Origin of the sequence: Phosphitispora sp. TUW77 (genome assembly GCF_048453025.1) — a bacterium.
In the GTDB taxonomy this organism is placed as follows: Bacteria; Bacillota; Thermincolia; order Thermincolales; family UBA2595; genus Phosphitispora.
Map to the genome: position 1 here is coordinate 1,027,859 of NZ_CP156677.1, position 16,836 is coordinate 1,044,694.

General features: G+C 41.8%; 14 protein-coding genes and 1 tRNA gene. 11 read left to right on the top strand and 4 right to left on the bottom strand.

Annotated elements, in window-relative coordinates:
- Positions 1-38: 38 nt before the first annotated feature.
- From ABFY19_RS04655 to ABFY19_RS04665, 3 genes are all read right to left on the bottom strand, one after another.
- Positions 39-1,100 (bottom strand): GerAB/ArcD/ProY family transporter, encoded by a 1,062-nt coding sequence (locus ABFY19_RS04655; protein ID WP_418792084.1) that lies wholly within the window; start codon positions 1,098-1,100, stop codon positions 39-41.
- Between the two features lie 219 nt (positions 1,101-1,319).
- A complete protein-coding gene (locus ABFY19_RS04660) occupies positions 1,320-1,583 on the bottom strand; it encodes a hypothetical protein (protein WP_418792085.1) in 264 nt (87 codons plus the stop codon).
- Between the two features lie 180 nt (positions 1,584-1,763).
- A complete protein-coding gene (locus ABFY19_RS04665) occupies positions 1,764-2,117 on the bottom strand; it encodes a hypothetical protein (RefSeq protein ID WP_418792086.1) in 354 nt (117 codons plus the stop codon).
- A 216-nt stretch (positions 2,118-2,333) separates the two neighbouring features.
- Here ABFY19_RS04665 and ABFY19_RS04670 point away from each other — a divergent pair, with 216 nt between their 5' ends.
- Complete coding sequence (locus ABFY19_RS04670) at positions 2,334-4,778, top strand: cyclic nucleotide-binding domain-containing protein (protein WP_418792087.1); 2,445 nt, start codon at positions 2,334-2,336, stop codon at positions 4,776-4,778.
- A 76-nt stretch (positions 4,779-4,854) separates the two neighbouring features.
- Here ABFY19_RS04670 and ABFY19_RS04675 read toward each other — a convergent pair.
- Positions 4,855-4,937: transfer RNA gene (locus tag ABFY19_RS04675), tRNA-Leu, on the bottom strand.
- A gap of 260 nt (positions 4,938-5,197) precedes the next feature.
- Here ABFY19_RS04675 and ABFY19_RS04680 point away from each other — a divergent pair.
- From ABFY19_RS04680 to ABFY19_RS04725, 10 genes are all read left to right on the top strand, one after another.
- Positions 5,198-5,812, top strand: coding sequence for a DUF421 domain-containing protein (locus ABFY19_RS04680; protein WP_418792088.1), 615 nt, complete (start codon positions 5,198-5,200; stop codon positions 5,810-5,812).
- Positions 5,813-5,997: 185 nt separating this feature from the next.
- A complete protein-coding gene (locus tag ABFY19_RS04685) occupies positions 5,998-6,765 on the top strand; it encodes a carbonate dehydratase (protein WP_418792089.1) in 768 nt (255 codons plus the stop codon).
- 240 nt (positions 6,766-7,005) lie between these two features.
- The gene (locus ABFY19_RS04690) at positions 7,006-7,608 is read left to right on the top strand and encodes an RNA polymerase sigma factor (RefSeq protein ID WP_418792090.1); all 603 of its coding nucleotides are present in this window, start codon (positions 7,006-7,008) and stop codon (positions 7,606-7,608) included.
- A 4-nt stretch (positions 7,609-7,612) separates the two neighbouring features.
- On the top strand, positions 7,613-8,497 hold the full coding sequence (locus ABFY19_RS04695) for an anti-sigma factor family protein (protein ID WP_418792092.1): 885 nt from the start codon (positions 7,613-7,615) through the stop codon (positions 8,495-8,497).
- A gap of 192 nt (positions 8,498-8,689) precedes the next feature.
- Complete coding sequence (gene polA, locus ABFY19_RS04700) at positions 8,690-11,371, top strand: DNA polymerase I (RefSeq protein WP_418792093.1); 2,682 nt, start codon at positions 8,690-8,692, stop codon at positions 11,369-11,371.
- 90 nt (positions 11,372-11,461) lie between these two features.
- Positions 11,462-12,289, top strand: coding sequence for a DNA-formamidopyrimidine glycosylase (gene mutM, locus ABFY19_RS04705; RefSeq protein ID WP_418792094.1), 828 nt, complete (start codon positions 11,462-11,464; stop codon positions 12,287-12,289).
- A gap of 133 nt (positions 12,290-12,422) precedes the next feature.
- On the top strand, positions 12,423-13,091 hold the full coding sequence (gene ytaF / locus ABFY19_RS04710) for a sporulation membrane protein YtaF (RefSeq protein ID WP_418792095.1): 669 nt from the start codon (positions 12,423-12,425) through the stop codon (positions 13,089-13,091).
- Positions 13,092-13,297: 206 nt separating this feature from the next.
- Positions 13,298-13,942 (top strand): dephospho-CoA kinase, encoded by a 645-nt coding sequence (coaE, locus tag ABFY19_RS04715; RefSeq protein ID WP_418792096.1) that lies wholly within the window; start codon positions 13,298-13,300, stop codon positions 13,940-13,942.
- Positions 13,911-14,492, top strand: coding sequence for a lytic transglycosylase domain-containing protein (locus ABFY19_RS04720; RefSeq protein WP_418792097.1), 582 nt, complete (start codon positions 13,911-13,913; stop codon positions 14,490-14,492). The genes coaE and ABFY19_RS04720 overlap by 32 nt, the downstream gene beginning before the upstream one ends.
- 247 nt (positions 14,493-14,739) lie before the next feature.
- Positions 14,740-16,830 carry a sigma-54-dependent Fis family transcriptional regulator gene (locus ABFY19_RS04725; RefSeq protein ID WP_418792098.1) on the top strand — a complete coding sequence of 697 codons (2,091 nt, stop codon included), beginning with the start codon at positions 14,740-14,742 and terminating at the stop codon, positions 16,828-16,830.
- The last annotated feature ends 6 nt before the right edge of the window (positions 16,831-16,836 follow it).

Below are 16,836 nucleotides of genomic sequence, written 5' to 3' on the forward strand. Positions count from 1 at the left end.
CAAGACCTATGTGGAAAAATATCAGATAATCATTTTTTTTAATATTTTTGTCCCGCTTTTTTTCGTATTAACACTACAATCAGCAGTACCGTTGGTATAATTAATTTAAAAGTATAAGCATATGGTATTAAGGATGTTATATAAAAGGCAGTCATATGTGAGGTGTTTTCATATAAGATAAGGGAATAAACCAGAATAAGTATGCCGATAGGGGTAACCAAAGGCCGGCAGTTTTTAAGATTTACCCACTGGGCAGTTCCCAGAACTGTAGCCAGGTAAAAGGCTGATACCTTGATTACATATCCGGCTATGAAGATAATAAGAACCAAAGGTTCTAACTGCTCCATGAAACGGACCAAATTTTTAGCAAGTATTGGCCCAAGAACAGCTATATTTACAATTGATGACATGGTTAGTAAAAATCCAGCCAGGATATTTGTAATTATTAAAGTTCGCCCTGTCTCCCGGGGTTGGTTTATATAAGGCAAAAACATCAGGATTAATATAATATCCATTCTCAACATGCCAGGATATAGTGCACCCAAAACTATAGGTTTTACCCCGTTTTCCATAATAGGTAGAAGATTATAGGCTTTTCCTTCAGGATAAAAGATTAAAGTTACAAAGACAAAAGCTGTAATAAGAAACGGAAATAATAACTGTGTTACTCTGCAAAGGACTTCTATACCATTAAATGTAGCGTAAGCACCCAGCATGACAACAATTACGCTAAAAATCATCTTAGGGGTTTCAGGGAAAAATAAGACTATCATATATTCAGCAAGTTCCCTAATTTTCATTGCACCTAGATGCGCAAAAAATAAAATGTAGAGGAGTCCAATTAGCTTGCCACCAAACTTCCCTATTATTTTAGGGGCATATTCCACCAAAGATTTATCCGGATAGCATAAACCCAGTCGCGTATAAATAAATGCCGCCAATAGCCCTAAAAGGGTGCCTCCAACACCAACAGATATCCAGGCGTCCTGGGCTGCATATGTGGCAGCTAAGCTGGCTATGAAGAGGAAATCTGTCACTGATATAGTAATAATAAAGAGAAACACCATCTGGGTACTGGATACCTTCTCGTTGTTTTCCATTTACCGCCTTTTCCCCCAATCTCAGCTTAATATGGTTATTATTACAAACAAGTGCGTTCCTTATACCGCGGGTAGAGTGAAAACTGAAAATATTGTGGCGAAAAAATGGATAGTAACAGATGGAGAGTAAGTATAGTTTTGTGTAAACAGAATGTAAAAATCTTCCTGACCGGTAAGGATAGGAATAAAAATCCAAAACCCGTCAGGAAGATTTTTTTATTACTTTATTTTTTTTCTTGTTTCTTGGACCTGGACGTATATTTCGGCAAGGACTGCCGAAACCTGAAAAACATATGCCTCAATATCATCAAGCCTCTTGTCTTCAATTGCAGCCATTAGGTTGCCAAAGGGCCGCCCTAGTATTAGGCCCCATAACTCAAGAGGCTTGTCTTCATCTTTTTCAGTATTTCTGAAGCGGTTAATTTCAACCTGGGTTGTGGTTCCTGCCATAAATTTCTCGTAATTAATAGCCGGTAAAGACATGGTTTATCACCCTTTTTCATAGAATAATATAATTTTAGGCCTATCAATTTTTAAAGTTGAAAGAAGTGGTAGATATATTCCTCCGGATGCTGCAGGAAAATATCTCCCACTTCTTGTTTTAGCAGATAGGAAGTATAAATTTTATCCTATTTGCATAAAAAGGCTAAGCGGTTTTTTAATTTACATATTAGATAATTTCATGAGTTTTTCAATGTGAATGACATCTGCTTCGTGCTTCAAGGAACGGGCCGCGAGGACCTCTAATAAGGTATTATGTTTGCCTAATGTTTCTTTAATGGAAATAATGTCAGTTTGAATATGGGTAATACAGCCTTTGTTATAATTGGTTGTTTCTGAAATTGCAGCAAGCTGGGCGGTGTTTTCTTCTGTCCGGTGTTCCAATGAATTAAGAAGCCCGGTATGTTCTTTAAGTGTTGATTTCATGCCAGTTACATCAGATTTTACGCCACATAAAATTGTGTCCATACTAGTTACTTTTTGAACCAAAAATTCTAACATACTTCTTTCATCCATTACTTGTCCTCCCATACAATTTATTTCACGAGAAATTAAGTAGGTTGAATATATTATAGCATAAATTTGGACAAAAATAAAGAACGTATGTTCGGAAAGAAAATAAATTTAGCTTATAGTGATTGGCAAGAAGAAAATCATTTGATATATTTATATCACAAAGAACTGTTGTTTAATGTTAAGTGTGTGGTTGGGTCACAGGTCTGGGAGGGCACTATGGATTGGAGCAAGGAACGTTACTTATCGTCAATGGGGTTGTTTTCTGAGTTAAACAATCAGGAAATCAAGCAATTGGCTGATAATTTTCACTGGGTGACATATCAGCCCGGCGCTGATATTATAGAACATGGCCAAACCAAGCATTTCTTTTTTATACTCATAAAGGGAAGTGTTGATATTCTGATGCCCCGTAAAGGCAAGGGACTTGTCCCGGCGGGTTCTTTTTTGGCGGGCGATTTTTTTGGGGAAATATCTTTGTTTACCGGCAAACCCGCCCCCTATATTGTTCGTGCTGCCGAGGAATGCCGGCTGCTGGTTTTGGATTCCGAACATTTTGCTTATATGCTATTACGTTGGCCGATATTATACCGCAAGTTTTTAGAAAAGTTATCGAAACGATTAAATCAGGTCAATTCAGGTTTATGGGAAGCAAAACACAAAGAGTTTCTTCGTTCCGGATTACAGATAAATCAGTTTGAACACAAATTTTATGGGCTCTGGGGAAGCCCACGGACAACACGGGCAATAGAAAATAAAATAAATGAATTAAGTATTGACAAAGAGCATTTACTGTTAATAGGTGAAAGGGGTACAGGTAGGCAGATGTTTGGCTGGTACCTTCATAACCGCCAGTTTACCGAAGATGCCCCGTTTATTGTTGTGAATGCACGCCAGTTTGACCAGCAGTGGGGAGATCTGATGTTTGAAACCCATGATCATGAAGGGAAACAGGTTGGGTTTGTGGGCAGCGGTCTCCTTGATTTGGCTGAAGGGGGTACCTTGTTTATCCGGAATATTAATATGATATCACCCAGAGCTCAGCTGCAACTAGCCAAAGCACTAGATGCCGGAGAGGCTAATTGCCGGATTATCGGCAATCTTTTAGATGAACCAGAACGGCTTGAGCAGCGGTTAATACCCCAATTGCGCAAACATTTTACTCATAAATATGTTATTACACCTTTAAGGGTAAGGAAACGAGATATCCCTATTATTGCAATGGGAATCCTGGAAAAACTGGCCTTGAAGCATAACCGCAACACTCCTGTCCTTAGTCCGGAAGCAATTAAATTACTATTATCCCATCATTATCGCCAAGGTAATGTAACAGAATTGATTCGAATCATTGAACGCGCTTTTTTTCTTGCAGAAGATGATCATATCGGAATTGAACATGTGTTTATCGGACCGGTGGCAGAAAAGACCAGTTGGAGCATTGACATGATGAAATGGCCGTGGGTAAGCTGGCTGGTACGCCGGGGAATTTATCCGGGCTGGGTACAGTATATGGTTACTGTTGCTTTTATTATTATTGTTGCATTACTCTTTATAGCGCCGGATGTCAAGGCGGCGGGATTACTTTTTGTGGTTGTATGGGGATTTTGGTGGCCTTCCCTAACAATTATTTCTCCTACCCTTGGACGCGTTTGGTGTAGTATTTGCCCTTTTTCCTGTATTATGGAAAGGTTTCAGAAATTAGTTCAGAAGAATAGGTCGGCTCCTGATTTTTTAAAAAAGTATGATTACCTGTTAATTACAATTGGTTTTCTTATGGTATTTTGGGTAGAAGCAATTACAGATATGCGAAGCAGCCCTCTCTTTACGGGCCTCTGGCTTGTTGTTATAACGGCAGCAGCCAGTATTACTGGGATGCTGTATAGCCGCCATACCTGGTGCCGACACTTGTGCCCGCTGGGAGGCTTTGTTGGGGTTGCTTCTGTAGGCGGTATGCTTGAAGTACGCTCAGATGCAAATGTCTGTCTGAATAAATGCACATCGTTTGAGTGTTATCATGGTACAGCCACGTTATCGGGCTGCCCTCTCTCAATGCATGTTCCCTATGTTGATAACAATATTGACTGTAAATTATGCCTTCATTGTGTACGCAACTGTCCAAATGATGCTGTTCAATTTAATTTGCGATTGCCGGGCAGGGAGATTTGGCATTTGGTCCGGGTAAATCAGGGTTTTGCCGTGTTCATCGGGGTAGCCTTGTTGATGCTAATTCCCATTCATTATTTTGAACCCCTGCGCCAGTCCTGGCCTTTGGATAAATGGAGGCTTTGGTTTTCGGCGGCCTTTTGGGGTACTGCCGTTGTTGCGGGAATAGCTGCATGGCTGATTGCCCGGCCTTTTAGAAGTAAACTGGCTTCCAGGCGGATTAAACTTGTATTTGCTTTTATTCCCCTTGTGTTGTCAGGATATATAATGTATCAGCTGCACTTTATTCCCGGCATCAGCAATTTTAGGTTTGGATTGATGTATACAGCTGCAGGGGTAACTGAATTGCAGCGTTTCGTTCCGGCTCTTGAAGTTGGCCGGATTATTGCCGCATTGTTCGGGATAATGCTTTCTTCGTTTACGGTAATCATGGTGATGGTATCTCATTTAAGGAAATCGGCTGAGATATCAGATGCGAAAACCCAGTCAGCGGATGATTAGCAAATCATTACAAAGTAATTTTCCACACAAAAAAGCCACAAGCATAATCGCTTGTGGCTCTAATATTTGTCGTATGTGGTGCCGAAGGGGGGACTCGAACCCCCATGGTTTCCCGCACGATTTTGAGTCGTGTGCGTCTGCCAATTCCGCCACTTCGGCACGAAAAAAGGAATAATAGAACTGCATTAATTATTCTACCAAAGTTGAAGTTCAAAGTCAAATGCATAATTTGTTTTGTTGTTTGTTTAATTATTATAGTGTTATTATTGTCAGAATGGTCCATAATATAGTTATTAATTGATAAAGGAGATTTAGAAATGATGGTCTCACCTTACCTAAGAACCATATTAGCAGCTATTATTGCATATTTATTTGCATTAATCTTAATTCGGCTGGTAGGTAGAAAAACAGTATCCCAAATGACATTCTTTGATTTTATATTAGGGGTTTCAATTGGCACTATAACTGCAACAGTTGCCATTGGTCCGAACCGAATTTTTGCGGCACTTACATTAGTTTCTTTTGTTGTTTTGACAATTATATTAAGTTATTCAAATATCGAAAGCTTTCCATTAAGAAAACTGATAAACTCAGAACCTGTCGTTGTAATTGAAAACGGAAAAATTATTGATCAAAATCTTAGGAAAACAAAGCTTACCTTAAATGACCTCAATATGCAACTGAGGCAGAAAAATATATTTAATATATCTGATGTCGAATTTGCGGTTATTGAAACTAATGGTAAAATATCAGTATTACCCAAATCACAAAAGCAGCCTCTTACTCCCTCTGATATAGGGTTATCAACTTCATACAAAGGTTTAATGAAGGATATGGTTATTGATGGTAAAATCATGGATGAAAACCTTGATGATGCCCATTTGGACAAGAATTGGTTGACTAATGAATTAAACAAGCATGGAATATACGATGTTAAAGATGTTTTTTATGCAGGTCTTGATACAGCCGGAGGTCTTTATATTTCGGCTAAAAAGGATTACCAAGAAACGGAAGGTCAGCACGGAATTGAGTAAAAGGAGAGTGTTTTCTCTAAATTTAAGAATATAATTTCGACAATGTAAAATATTGACAGGTTAAAAAATATATAATAAAATGTTTAACGGTAACAAGATTCATAAAAGTTAATTCTAAATATAAACCACAGGAGTCCCGGGCTTCTAAAGGGTTTGTAATACAATTAAATAAGGGTGGTGTTTATGTGTATAAGATAAGCAGAGTTATGCCAAAGTTTGTTTTGGCCTTACTGATTTTGGCAATTTTAGTTGTTGCCGGATGTGGGTCTCAACAGACAAGTACCAATACTACTTCCGGAGCCGCTGATTCGGCTTCTGCAAGCAGTAACATCAAATCTAATGTCGCTACAAGCTTCAATAAAGAAGTAGATACCCCGCAGATTAGCGCCTCTACTTTCGTTGACCCTATGGCTTCCGTAATCGGTAATGTTCAGCTTGGTGATAACGTATATGTTGCTCCAATGGCATCAGTACGCGGTGACGAAGGACAGCCGATTTTTGTAGGCAACAATTCAAACATTCAGGATGGAGTAGTGCTTCACGCTCTTGAAACAGAAGAAAATGGCGAACCTGTAGAGAAAAACTTGTGTGAAGTAAATGGACAAAAATATTCCGTATATATAGGCAGCCACGTTTCCTTGGCTCATCAGTCACAGGTTCACGGACCTGCTGTAGTTGGAAATGATACCTTTATCGGTATGCAAGCACTAGTATTTAAAGCTAAAGTAGGCAGCAACTGTGTTGTCGAACCTGGCGCTAAACTTTTAAATGGTGTTGTCGTAGCTGATGGAAGGTATGTTCCGGCAGGAATGGTTGTTACTACTCAAGAGCAGGCTGATAAGCTGCCTGTTATTGATGAGAGTTATTCTATGAAAGACCTTAACAAAGGTGTCCTTCATGTTAATGAAGGATTAGCTGCCAGTTACCTTGGAGGGTCGGCCGAATCTCACTAAATAAAGAGATGAATATCAAAAACAAACAATAACTCCGGGAGGGGAAGAACCCTGACCGGAGATTTTGTTTTTATATTTCAGGAAAACATTTCTTTTCCACCCTTTGCCTTCTGTTTGGTTGAAGGTGTTTGGCGGGATGGAGAAGAATTATTATAACAAATTTGAACCAAGGGCAGGAACCTTTATCAATTCAGTTTCGTCAATAGTATAGAACCTTCGGTTTAGGAGGGGGATGACCGGATGAACATAAGTGATGAGGCGCTCATAGATAAAATAAAACAAGGCGATCTTGACGCTTTCGAAAAATTGATTTCAAATTACGAAACCAAGGTGTATACCATAGCATATCGTTATTTCGGGAACTACAATGATGCCAGCGACCTGGCTCAGGAAGCGCTTATTAAAGTATACCGGTCTATCAACACTTTTCGGGGAGAGAGTTCCTTCTCTACCTGGCTGTATAGGGTGGTGACAAATGTGTGTAAGGATGAATTGCGCCGCCGGGCAAGACCAAAAACAGTATCTATAGATGAAATGATCGAAGATGGCAAATCCCCTGGGGTGGAAACAAAGTGCAGACCCATTGAGGAAATTGTTATTCGTAAAGAGCTGCAGGACGAAGTTCAGGAGGCACTTAACTCTTTAACGGAGGATTTCAGGACTATAGTTATTATGAGGGATATCCAAGGGTATTCTTATGAAGAAATATCTTCTTTCCTTGAATGTTCAATGGGGACCGTTAAGTCAAGGCTTAACAGGGCACGTAACGCATTAAAGGAACGGCTGCTGGAACGCAGGGATTTATTTATGGGAACTCATATAGAAACCATTGGGAGGGGGTAGTGAGATGCAGTGCAGTGAAATAAGAGAATTGTTGTCGGCATATATTGATGGTGTCCTGGACCCAAATGAAAAAACAGCAGTTCAAGAACATCTCATGACCTGTGGGGAATGCTCCCGGGATTTGGCTGATTTGCAGGAGACCATAAGGTTGCTCCATTCCCTGGGCGACATTTCGCCCCCTGAAAGGTTCCGTAAAGAATTAAGGGAGAAATTGAATAAAGAGTCACTGCCTAACGGAAGAATAATAAATCTCTTTTTGAAACAAAAAGCACGCCGATGGATATCAGGACCGGGAAAATACCTGGCGGTTTCAGTGATAATTATTGGTTTGGGTTTTAGTACAGGAATATATAATCTTCTTCAATCAGGATTGGCTCCCAAAAGCGCTTCATATGACATGGTCATGGAAGAGAACTCCGGTTCGGGTAGTGAACGGATGATGCTGCAATCTGTCCCTGAAAACCCTGAAGAAACTACTATTGAAAGCACAGGGTTTATTGCCGGAGCGCCTGCAGATGAAACTTTGAGAAAGGCACAGGCGCCCGAAGTGAAAGGCGGTGGTTATGTTGATTTGGGAATTGCTAATTCCAGGATTACAGCTTCAGAGGTTTATTCCCAAACTGACTCCATAGATGATTCCGCAACCATAACTTCGGAGACTTATCCTACAGCTGACCCGGAAGAAGCTAAAAATATAACGCTTCACCGTGTGCCGGTTGACCGTGCACCGACTGCCCCGGAAGCAGCCAAAGATGCGTTGATTGGGGTTGCAGAGACCGGGACAGGTGCAGAGAGAAGTGTCGTTGGTTGGGTTCTCCCAATATCTTTGATCATTGCAGGAATTGGCGGTGTAATTTACTATTTCAGCATAAGAAGAACTAAGACATAAGTTTGGGCAGCAAGATGAGCTAATAATTTTATATGGCAAGTTATATGGCGGGGTACTGCAAGGGAATCCTTAGTGCAGGGCCCCGCTATAATATTGGGCTTTTTGCCGGGATATGTTGCAGGTATTTTCCATTAATACGGTGAAAATAATAATTAATTATGCGGGCCCGGTGATGCCCATGGGAGGAAATGTATGAATGACAAAACCAGGATTATGATTTTGGATGGGAACAGCCTTATTTACAGGGCATTTTATGCGATACCGCTGTTAACAAGCAGTGAAGGTATATATACAAATGCGGTATATGGTTTCATCAATATGATGTTAAAGGTTCTCAGTGATGAAAAACCGGGGTGTATTGCTGTTGCTTTTGATAAAGGGAAGGTGACTTTCAGAAATGAAAAATTTGATGATTATAAGGGTACTAGGAAAGCTACACCTGATGAACTCAAACCTCAGTTTGCATACGTGAAAGAAATTTTAAAGGCTATGAATATTCCAATTTATGAGCTGGAGGGTTATGAAGCTGATGATCTGATCGGTACAGTAACTAGAAAGGCGGAAGAAGAGGGGTATGCCAGTATTGTTGTTACCGGAGACCGTGATGCCCTGCAGCTCATATCACAGGCAACCTCGGTAATGCTTACCAAGAAAGGGATTTCGGAGACTGAGGTATATGATATTGACAAAGTTATGGAGAAATATGGCCTGGTACCGGAACAGATGATAGATGTGAAGGGACTTATGGGTGATTCGTCGGATAATATTCCCGGTGTGCCCGGAATCGGTGAGAAGACTGCTCTTAAGTTAATAAATACGTATGGCAGCTTAGAAAATATTTATGAAAACATTAATGAACTTACCCCCAAAATGCGGGAAAAACTGGATGAAAACCATGATATGGCTTTCCTGAGCAGGGAACTGGCCACTATTGTTCGGGATGTTCCTTTTGAACTTGATTTAATGGAGTGTCATCTGGAGGAACCTGATTATGAAAAATTAATGCCTTTGTTGCGAAAATTGGAGTTTAAAACACTGATTAATTCTTTTGCTGGAAGAATGAAAGCTGCAGGTTTGGCATCATCTGATTTCGGACAGGTCTTACCGGATTGCCGGGAGGAATACGAATGTACGCTCCTGCCGCTTCATGAAGGCTTGGACAGGTTGGCCTCTGACCTTGATAAGGGAGAAATAAGTATATCTTATGAACTTAGCAATGCCGACCCTATGCTTGCAGAACTGACAGGATTCAGTTGGAGTGTAGTACCTGGTGTTGCTGTTTCTGTTACCGGTATTGCTGAAGGACAGGCAGAGCTATTTAAGGAAGAAGAAGATATATCTTGTTTGGCTGCTATGGCAGAGTGCAGGTCCGGGGTCAAAAAGTACTGTCATGACGGTAAACGGCTGATGGTGGCACTGGACAGATATGGTATCAGGTGGGAATCAATTGCTCAGGATACCTTGCTGGCCGCCTATCTCTTAAATCCAACCGGGCGCATTCAAGACTTGTCTGATTTAATTGCCGGGTACCTGGGAAAGGAGCTTACTGTTGGCGGCGGAAGTACCGGAGCAGGGATAAGTGCGGCTGCCATCCTGGACCTGCAGAAAGTATTTCATCAAAAACTGGAGGAAGACGGTCTGGATGACTTGTATTATAATGTTGAACTGCCGCTCACCAGAATACTGGCAGATATGGAGATAACCGGGATTAGGGTAGACCGGGACCGCCTGGCGGAAATGTCGATTGAATTGGAAGAAAAGTTAAAAGGGCTTACCTTGGAAATATATGGGCTTTCCGGGGAAGAATTTAACATAAATTCACCAAAACAGTTGGGTTATATCCTTTTTGAAAAAATGGGACTACCGGTAATCAAAAAAACTAAAACCGGTTATTCAACTGATGTAGAGGTATTGGAAAGGCTGGCTGCCGAACACGGGATAGCGGAAAAAATCCTTGAATTCAGGCAGTTGGCCAAACTAAAATCAACTTATGTTGACGGTCTCAGCGGATTGATTAATCCCCGCACCGGCAGGCTTCATACAACATTTAACCAAGCGGTTACAGCTACCGGCAGGCTTAGCAGTGTTGAGCCAAACCTTCAGAACATACCGGTTCGGCTGGAAGAAGGGAGAAAAATCAGAAAGGCTTTTGTGCCGTCTGAACAGGGATATAGGCTTCTGGCTGCTGATTATTCACAGATCGAATTGAGGGTATTGGCACATATTTCCGGTGATGCTAATTTTATTAGTGCCTTTAGAGAAGGACAGGATATTCATACACATACTGCTTCCGAGGTTTTCGGTGTCCCGGAAAATGAGGTAACCAGGGAAATGAGGGATGGTGCCAAGGCCGTTAACTTTGGGATTGTATATGGGATCAGTGAGTTTGGTCTGGCGAGGAATATCAAGATAACACGACAGGAAGCCCGGAAATATATAGATGGGTACCTGGATCGTTATCCAGGTATCAGGGAATTTATGAACGACATAGTTGCACAGGCGCGAGAAAATGGGTATGTGACCACTATTATGAACAGACGCAGGTATATTCCGGATATAAAAAGCCGCAACCATAATGTTAGGGCATTCGGTGAACGAACTGCCATGAATACTCCTATTCAGGGCAGTGCTGCCGATATTATCAAGATGGCCATGGTCAGAGTGGCTAAGTGCCTAAAACGAGAGGGGTTGAAAACTAAAATGCTGCTTCAGGTTCATGATGAGCTGATTTTTGAGGTGCCTGAAGAAGAAATGGGAAGAGCAGTCCCGTTAATTAAGGAATGTATGGAAAATGCAGTAGAGCTGGAAGTTCCGCTGGTTGTGGATATGAAAGCAGGCACCAGCTGGTATGAAATGAAAAAAATATTATTCTAACATTTAACAATTAAAGTCTAGGGGACAATTTGTTATAATAGTAGTAAGAATCAATATTATGTTAAGTTAATATGGGGAGGTAATTACCTTATGCCAGAATTACCGGAAGTGGAGACTATACGAAGGTCCCTGGAACATAAAATAAAAGGTAAGATTTTTACAGGTGTTGATATTTATCTTGAAAAAATTCTTAAAGGCATTGACCCGGGTGAGTTTGATGAGAAGTTGAAAGGTAAAAAAATAACCGGCATCAGCCGCAGGGGCAAATACTTAATTATACAGCTTGCCGGCGGCCTTGTAATTGTTGTCCATCTTAGAATGACGGGACAGCTCCTGTACTGTTCCGCAGAACAGGAAAAGTCGAAATATACTCATATGATTTTTCATCTGAGTGACCAAGGAGAGTTAAGGTTTGTTGACCAACGACAGTTTGGCAAAGTGCAGTTTCTGCCCGCCAAGGATTTGGAGAATCATTCGAGTCTGAAGAACTTGGGTGTGGAACCTTTAAGTGATGAGTTTACCAGAGGATTTTTTATGAAAGGGTTAAAAAATAGAAGGGTAAAGATTAAACCACTTCTTTTGGAACAGGAATTTATTGCAGGAATCGGCAATATTTATGCTGATGAGGCATTATTCCGGGCCAAGGTGAATCCTGAGAAGGTTGCCTCCAACCTGAGCTCCAGGGAGGCGTCAAAGCTGTTTATCGCAATAAAGGAAGTCCTCGAAGAAGGTATAGAGAACAAGGGTACTTCCATTAAAGACTATATTGACGGTGACGGCAACCAGGGGAATAACCAGAATAATCTCAGGGTGTATGGACGTGAGGGTCAGCCTTGTATTAAATGCGGTACGGAAATTCAGAGGGTTGTTATCAGAGGCCGCAGCTCTCATTTTTGTCCCAAATGCCAAAAAAATTAAATTAACAACGTTTATACTATGCTGTGTCGACTGGCTCCCTGAATTACAGACAGGCACATTAGGCCGGCTCCTCCCATATATTACATTGTAAAGGCCAAGGAACAAGGTCAGGAGGGGGGGGAGAGCCGGTATAGTGGAACTGTTATCTATTATTGCTTTAGCAATTGCTCTTAGCTTGGATGGATTCGGTGTAGGTATCTCCTACGGCATGAGGAAAATCAGGATTCCCGTTTTGTCACTGGTGGTAATCAGTCTGACATCATCTACAGCGATAGGGCTTACAATGTTATCCGGCCATTTTGTATCACAGTATATTTCTACGGAAGCGGCGGAAATAATCGGGGCTTCAATCCTGATACTGATGGGACTTTGGATTTTGCTGCAGACCTGGTCAAAAAAGGAACCAAATAATCGGTCTGAGGATAACTGCGTCGGGGAACACAAACCTCAGAGCCGGACAATACTGGATTTTAAAATTAGGCCTTTTGGCCTCGTAATCAAGATTATGCGTGAACCAACATTTGCGGATTTCGATAAATCAGGATTTATCAGTATCAGTGAAGCGCTGCTTCTGGGATTGGCTTTAGCCATGGATGCCATAGGCGCCGGATTTGGCGCGGCTATGACGGGGTTTACACCACTGTTGACTCCTTTAATAGTTGGTATTGTGAAATTTCTTATGGTAAGTCTCGGAGTATTTTTGGGCAGACGTTATCCCATCGGCTGGCTGGGCAACCGGGGAGCGGTGCTGCCTGGATGGGTATTGATACTGCTTGGGGTGGCCAGGGTAATAAAGATATAAAGAGTAAAATGTAAAATGGACAGGGGTGGATGAGTTCCGGTTGACGACATAAACTGTCTTTTCGGAACAATTCTGCCCCTGTTTTAATAACATTAAAAAATAAAACTTGATTAATGTCCTGAGGAAAAGTATATTTTATAGGAGATAAGTCTTTTACATCATAAGTTGGGCTGGAAATTTGTTGAATATGAATAAGGAGAGTTATAATGACTGTTATTGGCCTTACGGGAAGCATAGCCAGTGGGAAGAGCCTGGTGGCAGCGGTTCTCAAAGAAAAAGGCGCTGTAGTAATTGATGCTGATATAGTAGCACGGGAGGTTGTTGAACCGGGTACAGAAGGCTGGAATAAGCTCCGGACTGAATTTGGAGACGACATTTTAAACCTTGATGGGAGCATCAACCGCAAAGCGTTGGGCAATATGGTCTTTGCCAGATCTGATTCACTGAAAAGACTGAATAATATTTTACATCCTATCATAGTAAAAGAAATAAGCGGCAAAATAAATTTATTCCGTGCCGGTTCGGAAAATCAGGTAATGGTCATTGATGCACCGCTGCTCATTGAGACAGGAATGCACTGCTTGGTTGATGAGGTTTGGGTCGTAGAGGTTCCTGATGAAGTGCAGATAAGAAGACTTATGGAGCGTGACCGGCTGACCAGGGAACAGGCCCTTGCCAGGATAAAAAGTCAGATGCCTGTACAGGAAAAAAAGAAGTATGCCGATATTGTTATAGATAACAATAGGAATAGGGATGATACCAGAAAAGCTGTGGCAGAATTATGGGAAACACGTTTCGGGAAATTTGAGGTGGAAGCTGTTGAGGAAACTGTTGAGGAAACGAAGAAGTAGATATAGCGGAATTATTTGGCTGGTATTGCTGGCAGCCATTTTGGCTATGCTTGGCAGCAAATGTTTTTGGCGGGTATTTTATCCCCTTCCTTTTAAGGAACTGATTTTTTCCCAAGCAGAAAAAAACAATATAGACCCATACCTTGTTGCTGCTATCATCAAAACCGAGAGCAACTTTGTGCCTACAGCCGAGTCCCCTATGGGAGCCAAGGGAATTATGCAGATAATGCCTGAGACTGGAGCCTGGGCAGCAGAAAAGATGAAACTCCGAGAATTTAAGCCGGACGACCTTTATGACCCCGAAATCAATATTAAGATAGGGGCTTGGTATATCAGTGACCTTACTAACGAGTTTAAGGGAAATAAAATGGTGGTAGTTGCAGCTTATAACGGTGGCAGGGGAAATGTTAGGGAATGGTTGGAACAAGGCATATGGACCGGTGAACATGCAGGTGTTGACCAGATACCCTTTACAGAGACTAGGGAGTACGTTAAAAAGGTCCTGCGTAATTATTCCTGGTATCGGTATCTTTATCAGGAAGATGCCTGATAACCGTTAAGTATATTATTGTTTTGGTTTACAAAAAATACAAATCAGTATATAATATTAGTAATAGAGATATATTCCTTTGACACCTCAAATGCAGTCGGAAAGGATATGATTTTTATGATGTTTGAGGGCAGGAAAACAAACAAAAAAGATATTTTAGAGACCGGTCGAATATGGCCGGTCTTGTTGTTTGTGATTACAAATAGCAAACTATTTAATGTATTTTTAGAGGAAAGGAGTGAAGGGAATGCTTATTTATGATAGGAAAGAACAGATGCTGAAAGCCTGGATGGAATTTGTGGAGCAGGGCCATATCAATAAAAAATGGGTTCGCCGGGAAATTGAAGATTCATGGCGGCGCAGCCGGAGCAGGGGTATTGACAGTTGTGTTGAAACTGTACCTTATTTGGTGGAACCTGCAGAGCTGGAGCAGCGACGCGAAGCAAACCGGGAGTTGCTTGAAATTTCATTCCCAATAATGAAGAATCTGTTTTCATTTGTTGAAGGTTCCGGTTTTATGGTAGCCTTGGTTGATCAGGATGGCATTATCCTGCAAAGTCTTGGTGATCGGGAGACTATGTCGCTTGCATCACGGAACCGTTTAGTTGCCGGTGCAAGCCTGAATGAAGCTGCATCCGGCACCAATGCAACAGGATTGGTGCTTAAACAGGGACGGCCATTGCAGGTGTTTGCAACTGAGCACTATATTAAAGCCCTTCATCCCTGGACTTGTTCTTCAGGTCCCATTTACGGGCACTCAGGGCAATTAGTAGGTGCGTTGAGCATAACAGGCACTTTTGAAAAAGTCCATTCTCATACTCTTGGGATGGTAGTTGCGGCAATTGATTCAATTGAAGGTCAGTTAAAAGTGAATAAGGTCCTGGAAAACCTGCTGGTTGTCAATCGCTATCAGAACGCTATAGTGGAATCAATTTCAGATGGGCTGATAGCAGTTGATGAAAAAGCACGAGTAACTAAGATTAATGCTGCTGCTGCTACACTATTGAAAATCAACCCTGATTCGGTAATTCACTCTTCAATTAATGAACTTCTGGGATACCATAATCCGATTCTTAAGTCGTTGCAGACAGGTGATATTTGTACTGATGAAGAGTTCCACGCAGATGGTAAGATTCATTGTACCATGACCTGCCGCCCAATCAGGAATCCCCAGCAAAAAATTGTTGGAGTTGTCACGGTTGTCCGTGAAATCCGGGCAGTTAAGCAGTTGGTAACACGCATGGTTGGGGCCAGGGCCAGGTTTACCTTTGATGACTTAATAGGGAGAAATGCTACATATCTGAAGACGGTGGAGATGGCCCGGACAGCTGCCAATAGTTCTTCAAATGTAATGCTATTGGGTGAAAGCGGGACCGGCAAGGAAGTCTTTGCCCAAGCTATCCATAATGCCAGCTCCAGGGCTAAAGGTCCGTTTATTGCCATTAACTGTGCTGCCTTGCCCCGTGAACTGATAGGGAGCGAATTATTCGGATATAACGAAGGTGCATTTACCGGTGCAAAACGGGGTGGCAGTCCCGGTAAATTTGAACTGGCCGATGGTGGGACACTGTTCTTTGATGAAATTGGGGAAATGCCTCTTGAGCTTCAGGCTAATTTGTTGCGGGTCCTGCAGGAAAAAGCCGTGGTAAGAATAGGCGGGGACCAGGTTATCAATGTAGATGTCAGGGTTATTGTCGCTACTAACAAAAACCTGCACCGTGAAGTGGAAAAAGGGGCTTTTAGATCAGATCTGTTTTACAGGCTGAATGTGCTTACAATTAATATGGTTTCTCTGAGGAACCGTAAGGATGATATCCTCCCTCTGACCGGGTTCTTTGTGGAGAAGGTTAATGCCAGACTGGGCAAAAATGCTGTAATAATAGCTCCGGAGACCCTTGACTATCTCCAGAGGTATCACTGGCCGGGAAACATCAGGCAGCTGGAGAATGTGATTGAGCGTGCTGTTCATATCGCTTCAGGGGAAGATATTACTCCTGACTGCCTGCCGGATGAAGTATTGTCAGATACACGGATTCATCTGGTTAGTTCCGTACCTGGAGCGGCCCAGGAAGAAACAAAGCCCAACAGTGATGTTGTTGTCAGAAAAAGCGGCAAGAAAGCCAATAGAATCGATATCCTTAAAGCAATAAAAAACAATGACGGCAATTTAACACATGCCGCCAAGGAATTGAGGATATCAAGAAGTACCCTTTACCGGAAAATGGATAAGTATAGTATTAAGGTTGTTGAAACAGAGTCTGTTTTGCCTGAGATGCACTGGTCCCGGCCATTCATAGAAGTGGCCAATGAGCGCTTCTGTTTTGATGATAATAAATAACATGCC

Bases quoted from the DNA above. Each gene is read 5' to 3' on its own strand.
- ABFY19_RS04670 (WP_418792087.1), top strand. From the start codon at position 2,334: ATGGATTGGAGCAAGGAACGTTACTTATCGTCAATGGGGTTGTTTTCT.
- ABFY19_RS04695 (WP_418792092.1), top strand. From the start codon at position 7,613: ATGCAGTGCAGTGAAATAAGAGAATTGTTGTCGGCATATATTGATGGT.
- ABFY19_RS04690 (WP_418792090.1), top strand. From the start codon at position 7,006: ATGAACATAAGTGATGAGGCGCTCATAGATAAAATAAAACAAGGCGAT.
- mutM (WP_418792094.1), top strand. From the start codon at position 11,462: ATGCCAGAATTACCGGAAGTGGAGACTATACGAAGGTCCCTGGAACAT.
- ABFY19_RS04725 (WP_418792098.1), top strand. From the start codon at position 14,740: ATGCTTATTTATGATAGGAAAGAACAGATGCTGAAAGCCTGGATGGAA.
- ABFY19_RS04665 (WP_418792086.1), bottom strand. From the start codon at position 2,117: ATGGATGAAAGAAGTATGTTAGAATTTTTGGTTCAAAAAGTAACTAGT.
- polA (WP_418792093.1), top strand. From the start codon at position 8,690: ATGAATGACAAAACCAGGATTATGATTTTGGATGGGAACAGCCTTATT.
- ABFY19_RS04655 (WP_418792084.1), bottom strand. From the start codon at position 1,100: ATGGAAAACAACGAGAAGGTATCCAGTACCCAGATGGTGTTTCTCTTT.
- ABFY19_RS04680 (WP_418792088.1), top strand. From the start codon at position 5,198: ATGACATTCTTTGATTTTATATTAGGGGTTTCAATTGGCACTATAACT.
- ABFY19_RS04660 (WP_418792085.1), bottom strand. From the start codon at position 1,583: ATGTCTTTACCGGCTATTAATTACGAGAAATTTATGGCAGGAACCACA.
- coaE (WP_418792096.1), top strand. From the start codon at position 13,298: ATGACTGTTATTGGCCTTACGGGAAGCATAGCCAGTGGGAAGAGCCTG.